The organism is Pseudochrobactrum lubricantis, from assembly GCF_041929865.1.
GTDB lineage: Bacteria > Pseudomonadota > Alphaproteobacteria > Rhizobiales > Rhizobiaceae > Pseudochrobactrum > Pseudochrobactrum saccharolyticum.
Map to the genome: position 1 here is coordinate 39,089 of NZ_JBHEEE010000008.1, position 17,643 is coordinate 56,731.

Genomic DNA, 17,643 nt, shown 5'->3' on the forward strand with positions numbered 1-17,643 from the left:
TCACTATAGAAGCTCTGCCCCGTCATTTGGCAAGAGCGGTATGGTAAAATTATGAGCAGCTGAGACGCTTTGTCAGGGGGCGTCAGAAAATAAAAAAGGCGGGAAAAATCCCGCCTTTCTGAATGTGGTATCCGGTTAACGCAGACGACCCGATGCATGTGCCAGCATGGTGTAGACTTTGCCTGTATCTGATGTGAGATAGGTCTGGGTGACCATATTATCACGATCATTACGGGCAACATCTTCCAGCAGGCGCTGGAAATCATCCATGTAGCGGTCTACCGCACGGCGGAAATCGCCATCCATCTGGTATTTGCGTTTGATCTCTTCAAAAGTCTGCTGACCTTTCAGAGTGTAGAGACGGCGGGTGAAGACATTGCGTTCACCGCGACGGTAGCGATCCCAAAGCTCTACCGATGCTTCATGATCAATCGCACGGGCAATATCAACCGACAGGGAGTTCAGGCTGTCGACCACATGGGCGGCTGAACGCTGCGGTGTTACATTGCTCTGGTTGCGCGGTGCCGAAGCTGTTTCCTCATCTGCGGAAGCGCGTGCCAGCAGATTGGAAACCCAGCCGCCGCGTGCGCTTTCCTGTGGAGCAGGTGCTGCGGAAACTGTGTAGCTCTGTGGCTGCTGTACCGGAGCCGCAGTCTGCGTGACCACTGGTGCAACATAGGCCGGAGCAGGCTGCGCTGCGGCTGTTTGTTTTGCAATAGTGCGGTCTGCACGGCTGTCGCCCACATCGACCAGACGGCCGGATTTGTTGACGATGGATGCCAGTTCTTTCAGCGCATTGATCTGCTCGGAAACCGCCTTGCGCATTGCAGTGGTGGATTCCTTGGCTTCCGCCGGCATATCCAATACGCCGCGCTTCAGCTCGCCACGGGTTGCATCCAGTTCACCGCGGATTTCAGCGGCCGAACGGCGGATTTCATCCGTTGCTGTTGCAAATTTCTGGCTGGCCTGTTCCACAACTTCGGAAATGGCAGCGCGCAGCTGTTCGGTCGAGTTGCGTGTGCGGCCTTCTGTGCGTTCCAGAGCGGAAGTAACAAGGGTTTCAAAGCCCTGCATTACTTTCTCAATGTTCTCAGATTTGGCAAGCAGACCGGCAGACAGACGTTCCAGAGCATCCTGACGGTCGGACAATGTGTCAGTCAGGCCATTCTGAGCTGTGTTGATCAGGTCAGATGCACGGGACAGAACCGCACTGTGATCTTCAAAACGCTTGGCGATATCCGCAATCTGCGACAGCGTGTTGCCGGAGAGCGAGCGCAGGGCGCCGATGTTATTATCGATCACAACACTGGAGCTGGAGAAGATCTGCGCAGCCTTGTTGGTGCTGTCAGCAAAGTTCGACGTTGTTTCAACCAGACGTGTATCAATATCGTTAAGGTTGAGTGTGGCTTTGTCGATCAGCTGACCAAGTTCCGCATTGGAGCTTGCCAGACGATCAATCAGGCCGCCAACACCATCGGACAGGCTGGACTTGGCTTCCTGCACCGCAGAAATGGTTTCAGCCGTACGGCTGGCCAGTGCATTGACCAGTGCTGCATTTTCCGAACGCAGGCGGTCGGTTGCTGCATGGGTTGCTTCTTCCAGCTGGCTTGCAAGACCCTGACCGCTATCGGCAAGGCGCTGTACCAGAGGTTCTGCGGTATCGGCCAGAATACGGGTGATTTCCTGCGAGCGGGCTGCGAGAACCGCATTCAGCTCACGGGTACGTTCTTCCAGTGTGGAAGAGGTATTCTGTGTCGCATCAGAAATACGGGCTTCGATCACACCGAGTTCACCGGTAATGCGCGAACCGATTTCACCAAGACCCATGGCAATCGCATCAGCGCGTTCAGTCAGGCGTGCTTCGGTACCGGACAGGTTTTCCAGAACACGGGCGCTGAAAGCTTCACTATGGGAGCCAAGAACATCGCTGGCGCGGGATGCGGTTTCCGCAATCCGTGTTTCAATGCCGCTGAGGTCACCGGTCAGACGGTTGCTTACATCATTGATGCCGGAAGCAATGGCTTCCGCACGTTCAGTGAGGCGGGCTTCTGTGCCGGACAGGTTTTCCAGAACACGGGCGCTGAAAGCTTCGCTATGGGAGCCGAGCACGTCACTGGTGCGCGATGCGGTTTCCGCAATGCGCGATTCAATGCCGCTGAGTTCGCCGGTGAGGCGGGTTTCAATCGCTTCCAGACCGGATGCAATCTGGCTGGCGCGTTCGCCGAGGCGGGCTTCTGTACCGGCCAGATTTTCAATCAGGCGGTCATTGAAGTTTTCACCAAAGCCATGCAGTGCATCACCGGCCTTGGCAGCTTCTGCAGTAAGCGAACCGGCAGCTTCTGTGATTTTCTCACGCAGTGTTCCGGCAACCACCGAAGCGCTCTGCTCCAGCGATTTACGAACATTGTCCACACCGATGCTCAGAGCGCGTTCCATGGTGGAGGTGCGTTCTTCAATAATACCGGTCTGATTGTCAAAAGAGCTCTGCAATACGCCGGTTGCATTGGCAACAGCATCCTGCAGGGCAACAGTACGCTGTACCAGCGTATCGCTGTGCTGACGCAGATTGGCATCAAGGCTTTCAGAACCGCTCAGCATCGCTGCCTGCAATTGCGAGGCGCGGTCGCCGACAGTATTGATATGTTCATTCAGCAGCGAGCTGACAGCAGCGCTGTTGTTCTGCAGGCTGTCAGAGAATTGCTGATTACGCTCATCCAGTGCCCGCGCATATTCCGCATGCTGCTGGTCGAGCGAGCTCTTGAGAGCTGAGGTGCGGCCTTCGAAACGGCCTTCCTCTTCCGCAAAAATATCGTTGAGCTTGGCATTATGGGCAGCCATTGCTTCACGCATATCATTGGTGCGCTGTTCCAGAATAGCGGCATGCTGGCTGGCAGTCTGGTCGAGATTGGCTGCATTGCCTGCAATGGCACGTTCAATATCGGCACCACGCTCTGTAATCGTCTGGCTGTGCTGCTGCATTGCAGCTGCAATGCGGTCAGCTTCACCGGAGAGTGTCGATGACAGGGATTCACGGCTGTCAGCAATCTGAGCGATGAAGTGACCGGCGCGGTCATTGAGCAGACCGGCAACAGAATCTGTAATGCCTGACAATTCGCCGTTGAGCTTGTCTTTGGTTTCGTCAACTACAGTGCTGATGGACGAACGCACACCGGAGAAGGTTTCTGCAATCTCACGGGTACGGGCAATCAGGTTTTCATTGATCTGACGCGAACGGACTTCCAGAGCGGCATTGAGTTTCTCAGTGCTGCTGTCGATTGCCTGTGCGCGGCCTTCAAATTCATTGAGCAGCGAATGGCCGCGTTCTGCCAGTGTGGCGTTCAGATTGGCCAGACGCTGATCGAATTCGGTGACCATATTCATGGTTGCATCGCCGAGCAGCGAAGCGATGTTGGATGTACGTGCATCCAGCGCTTCGGTCAGGGTCTCGGTGAGGCCGCGTGAACGTTCTTCCAATGTGGCGATACGTGTATCAAGGATTTCAACAAAATCACCGCCCGAAGAGCTGATGCGTGTCGAAATATCTGTGCTGCGGGTATCAATCGCCTCGGAAATGGCCGCGCCGCTTTCATTCAGGCGGCTGATCATTGTTTCACCTGCATGGGACAGGGAAGAGGTCAGCTCGCTGGAAACGGTGAGAACATTGTCACGGATGATATCGCTGGCCGAAGACAGTTCAGTCTTGAGGTGCTCATGGGCACCGGAGATCGAGGAGCGTACGCGTTCTGCATGGCTGATGACCGCTTCACGCTCATTGCCAAGTTCGGCAATCAATGCGCGGATGCGCACTTCATTATCGCTGTAAGCGCGCTCAAGCTGATGCACTTCGGTCTGAACCAGAGTTTCCAGTTCAACAGCACGGGCGAGTGTGCGCTCGATACCTTCATTCATTGCTGCTACTTCACGGCGCACGGCCTGACCGAGCGTGGAAACGCGGTCACCGGCTGCGGCTTCAGGCGAAGCGAGGCGCATGGCGGCGGCAGTCATCTGACGGGCAGCGGATTGCAGTTCCTGTGCACGGCGTACCATCTGGGCAAAGCCCCAGAACATCACAACCGGCACGGCAATACCGGCTGCAACGCCGATACCGGCCGGAGTGCCGAAGAAATCTTTGATTGCCGAGAAAGAGGTGAGACCCTGCGGGCTCAGCGCATGGGCAAGGGTAAGACCGCCTGCTGTCCAGAGGGCGCTGATGGCTGTGGTTGTCCAGAACACATTTGCATTGCGGCCATTGGTGCGGCGCAGCAACAAGTTATCGTTGCGCAGATCGTCATTGGCCGGTGTAAACGGGGAGGCTGCGGCAGCAGGTGCGGCCTGTGAGGCTGAAGGGCGTGCAGCTACAGGATCTGCCAGCACAGTTTCAGCCTGCATTTCTGCATCGCTGCGTGCGGATACTGCTTCAGATTTGACACTGTGAACGGGGGCTGTGGCTTCCGGCTGGTTTGCGGCCTGTAAAACAGTCACGCTGCCCGGGGTATTGGCAGAGGCTGTAACAACAGGAGGCGCAGCCGGTGTGACCGGTGCGGCAGGCAGAACGGTTTTTTCTGCTTTTTTCTCTTTAACAGGCTTTTCCGGCTCTGGCTGTGCCAGCGTCTCAGCTTTGCCTTTCACGGCGGCAGCGGCAACGGCAGTGCCTGCAGCAGCGGCGGCTATTGTTGAAGCGCCGTTCTGTTCCAGTGCCAGTTCTTCTGCTGCGCGTGAAATCTGGCTTTCCAGATCATCAAGCGAGAATTCTGCTTCAGGTGCGTCAAAATTCAAATCCAGCTCAAAGTCGTCGCTGAAATCCAGATCCAGCCCGTCAGAGAGGGCCTGTTCCATATCAAGCTCAAGCTTTTGCGCTTTTGTATTTTGTGCCATAGCCGTTTTACCCCGTACTCATACTTAACGCAAAAACCATGCTCTGAATTGCTGCCGCTCAATTCTTAACGGCAGATACAAAGACACGTTGCGCAGTCTATAGGTTAAAACTTCCGGAGCCATATGGGAACTACGGAAATTGCGGTTGATGAAATGTTTAAAGATAAGGTTAACGCGGCACTCGTAGGGGCATTGAAAACAAAGCAAATGCGGGCTTTTTTAAGCGTTATCTAATTGTGGAAATCTTTAAGCAGACATCAGATATGAATATAATATGCCCTGAATTGTGGCATATTTTGCCATAGTCCGGCAAGAAATTAGTGCTTCTGCACCGGTGAAACAGCGCTCAATCTTTCGGAAATGATTAACATATATAGTGACAAAAGGCTCCGTCTTTTTGTTTTACTATTTGCCTCAGCCGAGCACCGCTTCACAGCTTTCGGAATGTGCCTGAGTGATCGAATTGACGCAGACGGGCAGGGAGGTGCTGTTTACAGCTTGAACTCCTTGGCTGCAGCACGTATCTGCCCTGCAACGAACATTTTTACAGAGTGTCAGCTTTATCGGCTGCGGTTTGCACTGCACCGGATGATTTTGCCGGCATTTTACAGGATGACTACATGACCAAGATCACATTTGTTTCTGCTGACGGCGCGATGCGGAATGAAGTTGAAGCTGAAAACGGCTCCACTGTTATGGAAAATGCCATACGCAACGGTATTCCGGGTATTGATGCGGAATGCGGCGGTGCCTGCGCTTGCGCAACCTGCCATGTTTATGTCGATGAAGACTGGACAGATGTGGTTGGCGGTCCTGAGCCGATGGAAGAAGATATGCTGGATTTTGCCTATGATGTGCGCGGCAATTCGCGTCTGTCCTGCCAGATTATCGTGCGCGACGAGCTTGAAGGTCTGGTTGTTCAGGTGCCTGAGCGTCAGGGCTGACCTGTCCGGACAATTTGTAACGGTTCCTAAAGCGGTCTGCATAAAAGGCAGACCGCTTTTTATTTATTTGTTTTGGCGCAATATCATTCCGCATTCAGAGGTTTAAACACAGTTTTGTGTCTGTATCTCTGTTTTTTTGTCAGGCATTAGAATGAGTGCCGTAACATGCCTGTAAAAAGATCAGGTATTAGAGCGGTCCCAGTCATGATGAAACGGTGGAACCGCTCTAATTCTTTGCTTTTACGCATTGTTCTACGCAAAACCGGTTTCCACTTTTGCTGAAAATGCTTTTAATGAAATCAATTTCGGCAAAAACTATAGGCATTTGAATTAAACTTGACTATAGAACTCGTGTTGAATTTTGTCCGGTGCTGTTTCATCTGAGTTTTTCAGATGCATTGCACAGGATCGCCGGAGATCAGCGGGTTTCCGGTATTGATGTTGCCCCACTCTCCCGCGGGCAGCACTTACAGAGCATGTTCTGTGTGACAGCTGGCAGAGCATAAGATTAATGTGACAGATCGTAATGGCTGGCGCAGCTGTTATGATTCAGTGAGATTGAAGATATGAGCGAAGTTATCCGCACAGATGTTGTCATTATCGGTGCCGGTCCTGTCGGGCTGTTTGCTGTTTTTGAACTGGGTTTGTATGACCTGAAATGCCATCTGATTGATATTCTGGATCGTCCGGGCGGCCAGTGTGCCGAGCTTTATCCTGAAAAGCCGATTTATGACATTCCGGCATGGCCGGAAATCTCCGGTCAGATGCTGACCGACAAGCTGATGGAACAGATCAAGCCGTTTTCGCCGCAGTTCCATTTCAACCGTATGGTGACCAAGCTTGAGCGTCTGGAAGACGGTTCTTTCCATGTGGAAACCGACGAAGGCGAAGTCTTTGAGACCAAGGTTGTGGTGATTGCTGCCGGTGGCGGTTCCTTCCAGCCGAAGCGTCCACCGGTACCTGGCATTGAAGCCTATGAAGGCAAGAGCGTTTATTACGCTGTGCGCCGTGTGGAAGCCTTCCGCGATCAGGATGTAGTAATCGTTGGTGGCGGTGACAGTGCGCTGGACTGGGCGCTGAACCTGCAGCCGATCGTAAAAAGCATGACCGTTGTGCATCGTCGTCCGGAGTTCCGCGCGGCACCGGACAGCGTGAAGAAAATGTTCGAACTGGTTGATGCCGGTAAGATTCGCTTTGAAGTCGGTCAGGTATCCGGTCTTGAAGGTGAAGATGGTGATCTCTCCGCTGTGAAGATCAAAGGTGCTGACGGCGAAACTGTTTTGCCGGCAACACGTATGCTGCCATTCTTCGGTCTGACCATGAAACTCGGTCCGATTGCTGACTGGGGTCTGAACCTGCACGAGAACCTGATCACCGTTGATACCGAGAAGTTTGAAACTTCCGAGCCTGGCATTTTTGCCATTGGCGATATCAACTGGTATCCGGGCAAGCTGAAGCTCATTCTCTCCGGTTTCCATGAGGCCGCACTGATGACGCAGGCTGCCAAGCGCATCGTCAGCCCGGGTGAACGCGTTGTGTTCCAATACACGACTTCGTCGACGAGCCTGCAGAAGAAGCTCGGCGTTAGCTAATGAAAAAGTGCCATGCCGGTCTGCAAATGGCAATTTTTTACGCTTCCGGTGCTCACGTACTTTAAGTACGCTCCGCGCCGGTTCTCAAAAATCACCATTTTCGCCACGGCCTGACACTTTTTTACGTCGGCGCTTGAATGTGAGTTAAAATAAAAAAAGCCCTGCATTTGTGATGCAGGGCTTTTTTATTACCTGATAATTTCAGGATTTCTTCTGTTGCCGCAGGCGTTTCTCAAGGCTTTTGGTAATCAGATTTTCAAACCGCGATTCAAAATTAATGGTTTCCACGCGGTCAAAATATTGCTGCGCTTTGTCGTGCTTGGCAAAAATCCGGTCAGTGATCTTGTCGACATTGGCGCGCAATTTTGCGCAGTCACGCTCATTACGCATGGAGCGGATCTGCCGCTCAAGTTCCGAAGCATGGGAGCGGGCGATGATGATATGGCTTTCTTCGTGACGGCGGATATCTTTCACCAGCACATCCCAGACCATTCTTGTGTCGGCACTGGCACGGCGACGGCTCTGCCAGCTTGGCAGTGAAATAGTGGCGGTCACATTGGCGCGCACATCAGAGACACGGCAATATTTGCCGTCGGAACGGTATTTTACACGGGCATCAAAAGCGATCTTTGTCGCGCCCGGATGGCTTTCACCACCATTATTGAGTTTCGGACCGTTCTTAGCCAGAGATTTGTCCAGCTGCTCTGCTGTCGTGCCATAAACCGGAAAATAGCGATATTTCCGTGTCACTGAGGCCGCATCTGCCGTTGTAGAGGCGAGCGTGCCGGATAACAGAACCAGACCGGTGAGGGTAAGCGCGAGAAATTTGCCGGACATTGTCTGTTCCTTTATTGCGGGCGCTCACGGAATGAGCACTCAGAAATTACCGGTTGTAGCACAAATTACGGCAGAATTGTCTTCTGCTGCATTCTGCTGTTATCAGCCATTGGCTTTTATCAGTCCATGAAATGTGTAAAGAACTTATGGCTGGTTTGGAAAGCAAAGCAATTTTAAAAGGTTAATTCCGAATATGATTAAGAGTTTCCCTATAAAAAGAGAATGGCGGCTGGCGCACGGACGCGTTCTTGAAACGGGTGTTCAGTCAGTAATTATGGGAATTCTCAATATTACGCCGGATTCTTTTTCCGATGGCGGCAGTCATAAGACTCTCGATGCAGCGCTGAGTTCTGCCCGTGCCATGCTGCATGCCGGTGCGGTGATTATTGATGTGGGCGGCGAGTCGACCCGTCCTGATGCGGCGACTGTGACTGCGCAGGAAGAACAGGATCGCGTATTGCCGGTGATTGAAGCGCTGGCGCGGGAAACGGGATGTCTGATCTCTGTCGATACCTATCGGGCGCAGACTGCAAAATTGGCGGTCGCAGCTGGCGCGCATATTGTGAATGATGTCTGGGGATTACAGAAAGAGCCTGATATTGCCAATCTTGCGGCTGAAACCGGTGCCGGACTGGTGATTATGCATACCGGACGGGACAGAGATGTTGCCGCTGATGTGATTGAAGATCAGCATGTGTTTTTAGAGCGCTCTCTGGAAATCGCGTCTGCTGCGGGTGTTGATCGGCGGCAGATCATGCTTGATCCGGGCTTTGGATTTGCCAAAGACACGCAGCAGAATGTGGAGCTGATGGCACGATTTGAACAGTTGCAGAGTTTTGGCCTACCATGGCTGGTCGGCACCTCCCGCAAGCGTTTCACCGGTGCCGTTAGCGGTCGTGAAATTGCCGCTGAAAGAGATGCGGCAACAGCGGCAACCAGTGTTATGCTGCGTCTCAGCGGTGCGGATATTTTTCGGGTGCATAATGTTGCACTGAACCGTGATGCGCTGATGATGGCGGATGCGGTTTTAAATGCCGCAGCTCTTACAAAAAAAGCGTGAACCGGTTTTTCAGAATTGCGGTATAGTCTGCTGACGAATGAATGGCAGACGATGATGAACTTTGGTTATGAACAGCTGTTTCATAACGAAAAAGTAAAGAAATGAGGGCTTTTTGTACACGATCCGTATGAAAAATTGCGCGTTTTTTGCGCATCACGGCGTTTTTGAAGAAGAAGAAAAGCTCGGCCAGCGTTTCTATGTGGATGCCGCGCTGACGGTTGATCCGGGCGACTCGCTGGATAATGATGATATTGATAAAACAGTGCATTACGGTATTGTCTTCTCCATGATCGAGAAGATTATTACGGGCACCCGCCGCTATCTGATTGAGGCTTTGGCACTGGATGTAGCCAAAGCACTGTGCGATGCATTTCCGCAAATTCAACATGCAGAGATTACCGTGCGTAAACCGAATGCGCCGGTTGCCGGTGTGCTGGATTATGTTGAAGTGACGGTCGGGTGGCCGCATAGATGAAAGCACGCGAGGTTCACAAAGCCTGGCTGTGTCTGGGCGGTAATATCGGAAATGTTGTGCAGACAATGGCACAGGCGCTGCAACTGCTGGATGAACGGCAGGATGTCAGGGTTATAACCGTTTCGCCGGTTTTCCGTACACCGCCTTGGGGAAATACCGATCAGGACTGGTTCTATAATGCCTGTGCTGAAATCTCGACAATATTAACACCGCCGGAATTGCTGGAAGTGACCCAGACGATTGAGCGGCGGTTGAAGCGTGTGCGCAGTGAGCGCTGGGGACCGCGCACGATTGATATTGATATGCTGGCTTATGAAAGCGTTTTTGCGCTGGAGATGCCGGATCTGATTTTGCCGCATCCGCGCATTGAGCAGCGTGCTTTTGTGCTGGTGCCACTGGCAACAATTGCTCCCGAGTTGAAAATTCGCGGCGAGATTGTCTCTGACCTTCTGCAAAAAGTTGACAGTAGTGAGATACAGCGCCTGAGCTATGGCCATCGCTGGTGGCAGGATACGGGGCTGTAAAATCCCGTTACTGTCATTCTGCTGTCTTTTCGGCATGGTATCAAACTGCTCAAAATTCAGGAGTGATTATGTACCAGTCAGAAGATCAGTGGCAACAGGTTGATGCCTATATGGCTGAGAAGCTGATTGCGGAAGATGCGGTCATGGATGCCGTGTTGCAGCGCAATGCGGATGCAGGGCTGCCGAACCATGATGTGGCGGCCAATCAGGGAAAGCTGCTTAATCTGTTTGCACAAATGTGCAATGCCAGACATGTGCTGGAGATCGGCACTCTCGGTGGCTACAGCACAATCTGGCTGGCGAGGGCGCTGCCTGAGGGCGGTAAGGTTGTGACGCTGGAATATTCCGCAAGACATGCCGAAATCGCACAGCAGAATATTGATGACGCCGGTGTTGCGGAAAAGATAGAAATTCTGATTGGTGCGGCAGCGGAAACCTTGCCGCAATTGCAGGATCGCGCGCCGTTTGATCTGATTTTTATTGATGCTGACAAGCCGAATAATCCGGTCTATCTGGAATGGGCGCTGAAACTTTCCCACAAAGGAACAATTATTATCGGCGATAATGTCGTGCGCAACGGTGCTGTGACTGATCAGCAGTCGGAGGATGCCAATGTGATCGGTGTCCGGCGGTTTTTTGATATGATGGCGGCCGAGCCACGCCTTGAGGCAACAGCTTTGCAAACCGTAGGTTCCAAAGGCTGGGACGGTTTTACGCTGGCGATTGTGAAGTGAGTTCCTGATATAAAAATGCCCCGAGAGCGAAACTGTCGGGGCAGGGTTCTAGTTGCGTGCAATGCTGCTGACGGTGCCGCCGTCAACGCGTTTCAGGCTCATGCCGACAACCGGCACCATTGTATCTTCAACTTTGACCGACACGGTAACATTCATGGTGTTTTGGTCGGTGACGCGTGCCAGCATCGCGCCGTTGAGCTGTTTGCGTGCCAGTGACAGCACTACGCGGTTACCGTTGACCGAACCGGATGTCACATTCAGGCCTTTGCCTTCTGCGCCGTCATTGAAAGTGCCGCTATAGCTTTTGCCGGTGCGCACTACAGTTGCTTTCATCGGCTGCGAGAAGACGCCGACGCGGCAGGTGCCGTCGAGTGTCATGCCAATGTTGCCATCCGGCGTGGTGCCGGAGAGGTTGCAGACGAATTTCGTGCCCTTGTATTTACCGGCAACAACTTCACCGGGGCCGCTCCACTGACCTTCGACATTGCGGAAGAAAGCTTCGTCTTTATCCGATGCGTGCGCAGAAACAGTGCTGGCCGCAGAAGCGAATAAAATAAGGCAGGCGGCAGTGGCACGTGTAATCATAACAGAACTCTGTTCCGGATAGTTTGAGGGCGGCTTTTCAGTTCTTTGCAGGACCTGCATCATCACTTTTCAGGGCGCGAAATGCTGTCAAACAAGATACCAAAACCAGCCCTTATAATCGGCCGGAATGGTTAACAGCTGGTTTCTAGAGCGTGTTGAATTTAAGGAAATTCATGGTGTTCGCTCTAGAGTTTTTTAATTGTCGCATGTTCGCAAACGCTAAATGAACCCATTTAGCTGCGACATGCTTAGCACGATTAAAACAAGGGATAAACAGGTTTCAGAGTGGTTTTTTCTGAGTTGTGGCTTTTACGATATCGCTGACAAAGTCACTGATATTCGGGCGTTTTTCCGCATCAAACGGCAGCGGGCGCACAATATCCATGGCGGAAATGCCGATCCGTGCGGTCATCATGCCGTTTATCACACCTTCACCGAGTTTGGCAGAGAGGCGCGAGGCGAGACCCTGACCCAGCAATTGCTGAACCACGCTGTCACCCATGGCGATGGTGCCGGTAATCGCCAGATGGGCAATCACACTGCGGGCAAGCCGCAAAAAGCCTAAAGAACCCGGACGGCAGCCATAAAGCTCGGAGAGGCGGCGGATCAGCCGTGATGATTCGAAGATCACATAGGCAATATCCACTAAAGCGCGCGGGCTGACGGCTGTGACGATAGAAACGCGTTTCGCGGCGTTGAGGATCAGCATCCGCGCTTCACGATCCAGCGGATGCAGAATTTCCCGCTCAGTAATGCGGATAAGATCGCGTCCGTCGATAATATCACCACGCAGTGCTTCTAATGTTGTGCGTCCGCGTGCGGTCTGTGGCAGGCTGGCCGCCACTTCCAGCAACCTGTCTGTTACTTTACGGGCTTTCTCCGCATCATTGCGCTCGGTGGCCTCTGCTGCTGCAAAACGCAGTTCCTGTACTGCGGAGAGGCGGCGTAATGCCAGTCCTTCGCGCACGACCAGTGCAATCAGAGAAGCGAGCGCGATGAGCGCGACGCCGAATGTGAGCCAGCCGAGCCAGTCGGCACGGCTGAACATGGCGCGGATCAGATCCTCAGTCCAGATGCCGACGGCAAAGCTGATTAACAGACCCAGTGCGGTGAAGAACACGCTGCGCAGAGTAAAACGCCGCTTGAGGAGACTTGCAGGCGGCGGGGTCAGTTGCGCACCGGCATCAATCGCCTCCTGCTCGAATATATCTACCGGTTCTGCCGTGACCGCAGACAGGTCGCGGATGGCGACCGGTTTGCGTGGTGCCTGCGGCTGGCTGTCCCCTGTCTGTTGCTGGCTGATGCCGGCCTGCGACTCAACGCTAAAGCTCGTGGGTTTTCTTGGCTTATCCGACATGACTGCTCCTTATGCCAGCCGGTCGCCGAGCAAAAACTGCATGGCGCGGTCAAGGCGGATATGCGGAAGCGAGAGATGAATACCATCCAGATCCGCTTTAATCGCCGGTGGCCTGAAACGGACGAAGCGGATCGGTGCTTCATGCGCACGGTCGCGTGGCGATAATTCCGGCTGGTCAAAAATTGCCTGCACATTGTGCGGCAGATCACCCGGAAAAATCGCAGTTTCCGTTTCGCCGTCAAAGACTTCACCGTCGATCACTTCGCCCTTCAGCGGAGTGCCGACGATGACCGGTAATGTATCACCATTCTGGTTGACTGTCGCTTCGCGGGTGGCGCGCACCGCGGCCATGGCCAGAACATCAATCTCAGCGCCGGACATGTCCGCATTCTTGGCGGCGCGGTCAACCAGTCTGCGCACGATGGCTTCAAGCCGGTTATGGCTTTCATGATGCAGATGATCGGCTTTGGTGGCCGCAATAAGAATACGGCCGATACGCTTCTGGATCAGACCGGTGAAAATATTGGAGCGTCCTGCACGGAAACAGGCGAGGATTTCGGTCAATGCCCGCTCCAGATCGCGTACAGCAGCACCACCGGCATTAATCGCCTGCATCGCATCAACCAATACAATCTGCCGGTCAAGACGGGCAATATGCTCGCGGAAGAATGGTTTCACCACATGGGTTTTGTAGGATTCATAGCGCCGCTCCATCATCGCCGCCAGCGAGCCGGTTTTGAAACTGCCTTCAGGCAGATCAGGCAAGGGTGCAAAGGTGAGAGCCGGAGAGCCTTCCAGATCGCCGGGCATCAGAAAACGTCCCGGTGGCAGGGTGGATAATGCTTGTTCATCGGATTTACCTGCGCGCAGATAATCGGTGAAACTGCGTGCCAGCCGTTGCGCCGTCATTTCATCAGCAGGAGCCAGCGCATCAGCCGTTGCAGCTTCCCGCAACCAGTCTCCGGCAAAGCCGAGATGTGCTGTCTCATTGGCGAGCGCAAAGGAATCGCGACAAAATTCGGCGTAGCTTTTGCCGAGCAGGGGCAGGTCGAGCAGCCATTCTCCCGGATAATCGACAATATCAATCGACAACTTGCCCGCAGAGAGCATGCGCCCCCATGAGGAAGCCGACTGATATTCAATTGTCAAGCGTAATTCGGAAATCGCACGGGTGGAATCCGGCCAGATACGGTCTTTTACCAATGCCGCCAGATGATCTTCATATTGGAAACGCGGGACGGCATCATCCGGCTGCGGCTGGAGATAGGCGCGGGCAATACGGCCGGATGCATAGGCATCAAACAAGGGCAGGCGTCCGCCCTGTACCAGATTATGCACCAGTGAGGTGATGAAAACGGTTTTACCGGCACGGGAAAGACCTGTCACACCAAGGCGCAGTGACGGTGTTACCAAGCTGCCGGTGCGCTCCATCAATGTATCAAAAGCAATTTTGGCTTCATCTGTTAAAGTGGTCAGTCTGGCCAAAGATGCCCCCGTAAAGACTGTTGATATTCGCTAAGCGCAATACGCTCTGGTGTTTAACGCAGTTCCCTGAATATAGGATGTGAAATCCGTAATTGCAGGGTGTTAAACTATTATGCTGATTTATATCCGCATTATCACGGACAATTATGTTTTATAAACAGCCGGTAAGACCTTAATCTTCATGCGGAAGATAAAGGGCTGTCAGTTGTGCATTTTCAGGAGAGAAGGCTGAAAAATCTGCCTGTGTTTTAATTTCGGCCAGTCCGGCAGTAGGGAAACCATAGCCGATCCGCTGCTCAAACTGATGGCTGCTACGCGCAAACAGTAATGCGCAATCTTCAATACTCGGATTGTGTCCGACTATCAGGGCGCATCGGGATGTATCCGGTATCTGACTGCGGATTTCCTGAATGTATCCGGCGGCATTTGCACGATAGAGCGAGGGTGCTTCGTGTAACGTGACCGGATGTGCGGGGAGTGCATTAGCGAGGGTAGTTTTGAAAATATCTGCCGTCTGTCTCGTGCGTGCTGCCGGAGAACAGAGGATAAAATCGGGCAGAATACCTGCATTGATCAGGCGCTTTGCCTGATTTTCAGCATCGGTCTCACCGGCCGCATTCAGGCGCCGGTCAAAATCTTTTCCGCTGCTGTCAGGCAGAACGGCTTGGGCATGGCGAAGGAATAAAATTGTGCGCATGGGAGCAATTTTGCAGGTTTTGCACTGAAAAGATAGGGTGCTGAACAGGCTAAAAATAAGGGCCGAAAGCGGATTTCGGGTAACTTGTTTGTTATGTCAGCAGCGTATTGTTTTTGAAGTTATTGCCGGATTGAGAGGGAAATATATCAAAAAAGAAATTTATCCGGTGTTTGCGATAACGAAAATTCTGTAAGTCAGGATATAATATTGAGTAATTATATCGTTAATTTTTAGGTTTTTATTTTTATACATTGATATTTTAAAATAGTCACATGTGAAAATTTTGTTTTACTTAAGTTGATGCGGTATCTTCGATTTTAAATTTTGCAGATATCTGCTTATATGACTTTAGGATAATGCGGCTATTTTTTCAGGTGCAGGTTGAAAATACTTGAACTGCTGTTTTTTCAGGTTGTATCGTGTCGCTTATAGACCTATAAGGCGCTTCGTCTCCTAGGTGTGGGGTGATTCAAAATGAGTGAATTAATCGACCTTAACTACAAGCCCACGGATGACGAACCGTTCATGAATGAACGGCAGAAGTCATATTTCCGTGCCAAGCTAATCGCTTGGAAGAATGACATTTTGCGTGAAGCACGCGAAACGCTGGAAGCATTGCAGCGTGAAAATGCTAATCATCCTGATCTGGCTGACAGGGCCTCATCAGAAACGGATCGGTCTATCGAGCTGCGTGCCCGTGACCGCCAGCGTAAGCTAATCTCCAAAATTGATGCGGCTTTGCTTCGTATTGATGAAGGAACCTATGGTTTTTGTGAGGAAACCGGCGACCCGATCAACCTTAAGCGACTGGATGCCCGTCCGATTGCTACTTTGTCGATCGAAGCGCAGGAACGTCACGAGCGTCGTGAAAAAGTTTATCGCGACGACTAAATTATAGGGTTTTGTGCTTCGCACATACTCGCGAGAAATTAAAAAACGCAGTGCTGGAGGGCGCTGCGTTTTTTTATTATCTGTTTTTCGGAGCTTATTTGCGCGGGGAAATATCAAGCATTCCGGCTGGCAAACTCGATTGCGGTTTTTCAGCAGGCTCTGCTTTTTCCGTGCCTGCAAAATGCTGTTCCATTTCGGACGAGAGCAAATCTTCAAAGGAAATTTCGTTGTCAGATGACAAATCTTTGTCTGACAGGGCATCTGCGACCGCGCTTTCAAGGTCAAGCTCAAAATTCGGCTGCGCTATAGGCTTGGCAGCCGGAGCAGGCGCGGCGCTGAAGGATGGTTCCTGCTGTGCAGGGCGTGCGATTTGCGGAGTTGCCCGTTGCAAGACCAGAGGTGTGCCTTCTGCCGTTTTTGCATCAGGACCCGGACGCACATCATCGAGCGAAGGTGAGGCGCTGCGATTATCGCGCTTGGCAGCAGCAATCAGCTCCTGCTGCGCTGCATTGCTTGCTGCGGCCAGACCGGATGTTGCTGCAACCACACCACGAGAGACCTGACCCAGCGGATAAACCGGATGCAGCTTTGGTGCTGTTTCTGCCGGTCGTGCAGCCGGAGCCTGACGCTGCTGTTGCTGGCGGGCGGCAGCCGCTACCTGCTGCGCATGGGTTTGCAATGGCTGGCTTGGCGCGGCAACAGGTGTTTGTGCAGCAGCGGTAGCCGCAGGGCGCGGCTGTTGTGCAGGTGCGGCTTCTGCTTCCGGCTTATAGGCCGGTACGGCTGAGATAATATCAGCCGGAGCAATATTGAGCTCCGGTGTTGCAATCGCCGCAGATATTTGCGGGGCAGCAGGTGCAGCAACGATTGCTGCAGTAACCGGAGTAGCCGGTGCCAGTTCTTCCTGCGGACGGGCGCGGGGCGCTGCCTGTTCAGGCTGATTGCGTTGATGGCGGGTAATATTTTGCTCAATCACAATATCGGATGGTCCGCCGATCAGGATCAGGTGCTCCACATCATCGCGGCGCACCAGAACGAGGCGGCGCTGGCCGTCAACGGCGGCGGCATCAGTTACGGTCAGGCGCGGAGCCGCATCATGGTTTTTGGTCACATAGGTTCCGGCTGTCATGCGCTTGATAGCAGCAAAAACAACAAAAACACCTGCCAGAAACAGTGCAAAAAGCCCGATAAAGCTGATTATATGAGCTGTATTTTCGCCCACCAGCCCGCTCAGCCAATCCATCATATTTAATCGTCCTTATAAGAATCATGCAATTTCTGCAGCGTTTCATAAACGCATAATCAGACAAATTGCATAATCGGCTTGTTTTTCAACACGGTTTTCAGGCCGTAACGGGCGCTTGAAACCGGTATCCTGTAAAAAAAATCGGAACATAATCTGCATTTGTAAAAACGCATATTGCCCGGAAAGTAAATCTTTAAGCTGAATGAAACTTTAAAACATATTTATCGGCTTGAAAATGCCCGTGACTGACGCCTGTCATAATTGGTAATTATGTCTGTAAATTGCGCAATTTAACAAGAAAACAGTCCGGAATTAATGGCTTGTGAAGACTGTGCAGGCAA

General features: G+C 52.4%; 14 protein-coding genes. 7 read left to right on the forward strand and 7 right to left on the reverse strand.

Annotated features, from left to right (window positions below; all coding sequences use genetic code 11):
* Positions 1–135: 135 nt before the first annotated feature.
* A complete protein-coding gene (locus JNC80_RS15740; RefSeq protein WP_445482811.1) occupies positions 136–4,836 on the reverse strand; it encodes an apolipoprotein A-IV repeat region-like domain-containing protein in 4,701 nt (1,566 codons plus the stop codon).
* Positions 4,837–5,495: 659 nt separating this feature from the next.
* On the opposite strand from JNC80_RS15740, the gene JNC80_RS15745 reads away from it, so the two are divergent.
* The gene (locus JNC80_RS15745; protein ID WP_028233614.1) at positions 5,496–5,819 is read left to right on the forward strand and encodes a 2Fe-2S iron-sulfur cluster-binding protein; all 324 of its coding nucleotides are present in this window, start codon (positions 5,496–5,498) and stop codon (positions 5,817–5,819) included.
* A 566-nt stretch (positions 5,820–6,385) separates the two neighbouring features.
* Positions 6,386–7,411: an NAD(P)/FAD-dependent oxidoreductase gene (locus tag JNC80_RS15750; protein ID WP_022710837.1), complete on the forward strand. Its 1,026-nt coding sequence runs from the start codon at positions 6,386–6,388 to the stop codon at positions 7,409–7,411.
* Positions 7,412–7,612: 201 nt separating this feature from the next.
* On the opposite strand, the gene JNC80_RS15755 is transcribed toward JNC80_RS15750, so the two are convergent.
* The gene (locus JNC80_RS15755; protein WP_075654930.1) at positions 7,613–8,248 is read right to left on the reverse strand and encodes a DUF922 domain-containing Zn-dependent protease; all 636 of its coding nucleotides are present in this window, start codon (positions 8,246–8,248) and stop codon (positions 7,613–7,615) included.
* Between the two features lie 193 nt (positions 8,249–8,441).
* Between JNC80_RS15755 and folP the strand changes: the two genes are divergently transcribed.
* The 4 genes from folP (at position 8,442) to JNC80_RS15775 (ending at position 11,041) form a co-directional block, all read left to right on the forward strand.
* Positions 8,442–9,308 (forward strand): dihydropteroate synthase, encoded by an 867-nt coding sequence (folP, locus tag JNC80_RS15760; RefSeq protein ID WP_376710836.1) that lies wholly within the window; start codon positions 8,442–8,444, stop codon positions 9,306–9,308.
* Positions 9,309–9,420: 112 nt separating this feature from the next.
* Positions 9,421–9,783, forward strand: coding sequence for a dihydroneopterin aldolase (gene folB / locus JNC80_RS15765; protein ID WP_022710840.1), 363 nt, complete (start codon positions 9,421–9,423; stop codon positions 9,781–9,783).
* Positions 9,780–10,307 carry a 2-amino-4-hydroxy-6-hydroxymethyldihydropteridine diphosphokinase gene (gene folK / locus JNC80_RS15770; RefSeq protein ID WP_075654932.1) on the forward strand — a complete coding sequence of 176 codons (528 nt, stop codon included), beginning with the start codon at positions 9,780–9,782 and terminating at the stop codon, positions 10,305–10,307. The genes folB and folK overlap by 4 nt, the downstream gene beginning before the upstream one ends.
* 68 nt (positions 10,308–10,375) lie before the next feature.
* Positions 10,376–11,041: an O-methyltransferase gene (locus JNC80_RS15775; protein WP_376710837.1), complete on the forward strand. Its 666-nt coding sequence runs from the start codon at positions 10,376–10,378 to the stop codon at positions 11,039–11,041.
* A 48-nt stretch (positions 11,042–11,089) separates the two neighbouring features.
* On the opposite strand, the gene JNC80_RS15780 is transcribed toward JNC80_RS15775, so the two are convergent.
* From JNC80_RS15780 to JNC80_RS15795, 4 genes are all read right to left on the reverse strand, one after another.
* The gene (locus JNC80_RS15780) at positions 11,090–11,626 is read right to left on the reverse strand and encodes a hypothetical protein (RefSeq protein ID WP_028233258.1); all 537 of its coding nucleotides are present in this window, start codon (positions 11,624–11,626) and stop codon (positions 11,090–11,092) included.
* A 280-nt stretch (positions 11,627–11,906) separates the two neighbouring features.
* A complete protein-coding gene (locus JNC80_RS15785) occupies positions 11,907–12,983 on the reverse strand; it encodes a YcjF family protein (protein ID WP_376710838.1) in 1,077 nt (358 codons plus the stop codon).
* Positions 12,984–12,992: 9 nt separating this feature from the next.
* Positions 12,993–14,468 carry a YcjX family GTP-binding protein gene (locus JNC80_RS15790; RefSeq protein ID WP_151159089.1) on the reverse strand — a complete coding sequence of 492 codons (1,476 nt, stop codon included), beginning with the start codon at positions 14,466–14,468 and terminating at the stop codon, positions 12,993–12,995.
* 172 nt (positions 14,469–14,640) lie between these two features.
* Positions 14,641–15,165, reverse strand: a complete 525-nt coding sequence (locus JNC80_RS15795) for a SixA phosphatase family protein (protein ID WP_376710839.1) — start codon at positions 15,163–15,165, stop codon at positions 14,641–14,643.
* 474 nt (positions 15,166–15,639) lie between these two features.
* Here JNC80_RS15795 and dksA point away from each other — a divergent pair, with 474 nt between their 5' ends.
* Positions 15,640–16,056 (forward strand): RNA polymerase-binding protein DksA, encoded by a 417-nt coding sequence (gene dksA / locus JNC80_RS15800; protein WP_022709440.1) that lies wholly within the window; start codon positions 15,640–15,642, stop codon positions 16,054–16,056.
* A 94-nt stretch (positions 16,057–16,150) separates the two neighbouring features.
* On the opposite strand, the gene JNC80_RS15805 is transcribed toward dksA, so the two are convergent.
* Positions 16,151–17,302 carry a flagellar biosynthetic protein FliO gene (locus JNC80_RS15805; RefSeq protein ID WP_376710840.1) on the reverse strand — a complete coding sequence of 384 codons (1,152 nt, stop codon included), beginning with the start codon at positions 17,300–17,302 and terminating at the stop codon, positions 16,151–16,153.
* Positions 17,303–17,643: the final 341 nt, after the last annotated feature.

Coding starts and splice junctions, on each gene's coding strand:
- JNC80_RS15740 (WP_445482811.1), bottom strand. CDS start 4,836: ATGGAACAGGCCCTCTCTGACGGGCTGGATCTGGATTTCAGCGACGAC.
- JNC80_RS15745 (WP_028233614.1), top strand. CDS start 5,496: ATGACCAAGATCACATTTGTTTCTGCTGACGGCGCGATGCGGAATGAA.
- JNC80_RS15750 (WP_022710837.1), top strand. CDS start 6,386: ATGAGCGAAGTTATCCGCACAGATGTTGTCATTATCGGTGCCGGTCCT.
- JNC80_RS15755 (WP_075654930.1), bottom strand. CDS start 8,248: ATGTCCGGCAAATTTCTCGCGCTTACCCTCACCGGTCTGGTTCTGTTA.
- folP (WP_376710836.1), top strand. CDS start 8,442: ATGATTAAGAGTTTCCCTATAAAAAGAGAATGGCGGCTGGCGCACGGA.
- folK (WP_075654932.1), top strand. CDS start 9,780: ATGAAAGCACGCGAGGTTCACAAAGCCTGGCTGTGTCTGGGCGGTAAT.
- JNC80_RS15775 (WP_376710837.1), top strand. CDS start 10,376: ATGTACCAGTCAGAAGATCAGTGGCAACAGGTTGATGCCTATATGGCT.
- JNC80_RS15780 (WP_028233258.1), bottom strand. CDS start 11,626: ATGATTACACGTGCCACTGCCGCCTGCCTTATTTTATTCGCTTCTGCG.
- JNC80_RS15785 (WP_376710838.1), bottom strand. CDS start 12,983: ATGTCGGATAAGCCAAGAAAACCCACGAGCTTTAGCGTTGAGTCGCAG.
- JNC80_RS15795 (WP_376710839.1), bottom strand. CDS start 15,165: ATGCGCACAATTTTATTCCTTCGCCATGCCCAAGCCGTTCTGCCTGAC.
- dksA (WP_022709440.1), top strand. CDS start 15,640: ATGAGTGAATTAATCGACCTTAACTACAAGCCCACGGATGACGAACCG.
- JNC80_RS15805 (WP_376710840.1), bottom strand. CDS start 17,302: ATGATGGATTGGCTGAGCGGGCTGGTGGGCGAAAATACAGCTCATATA.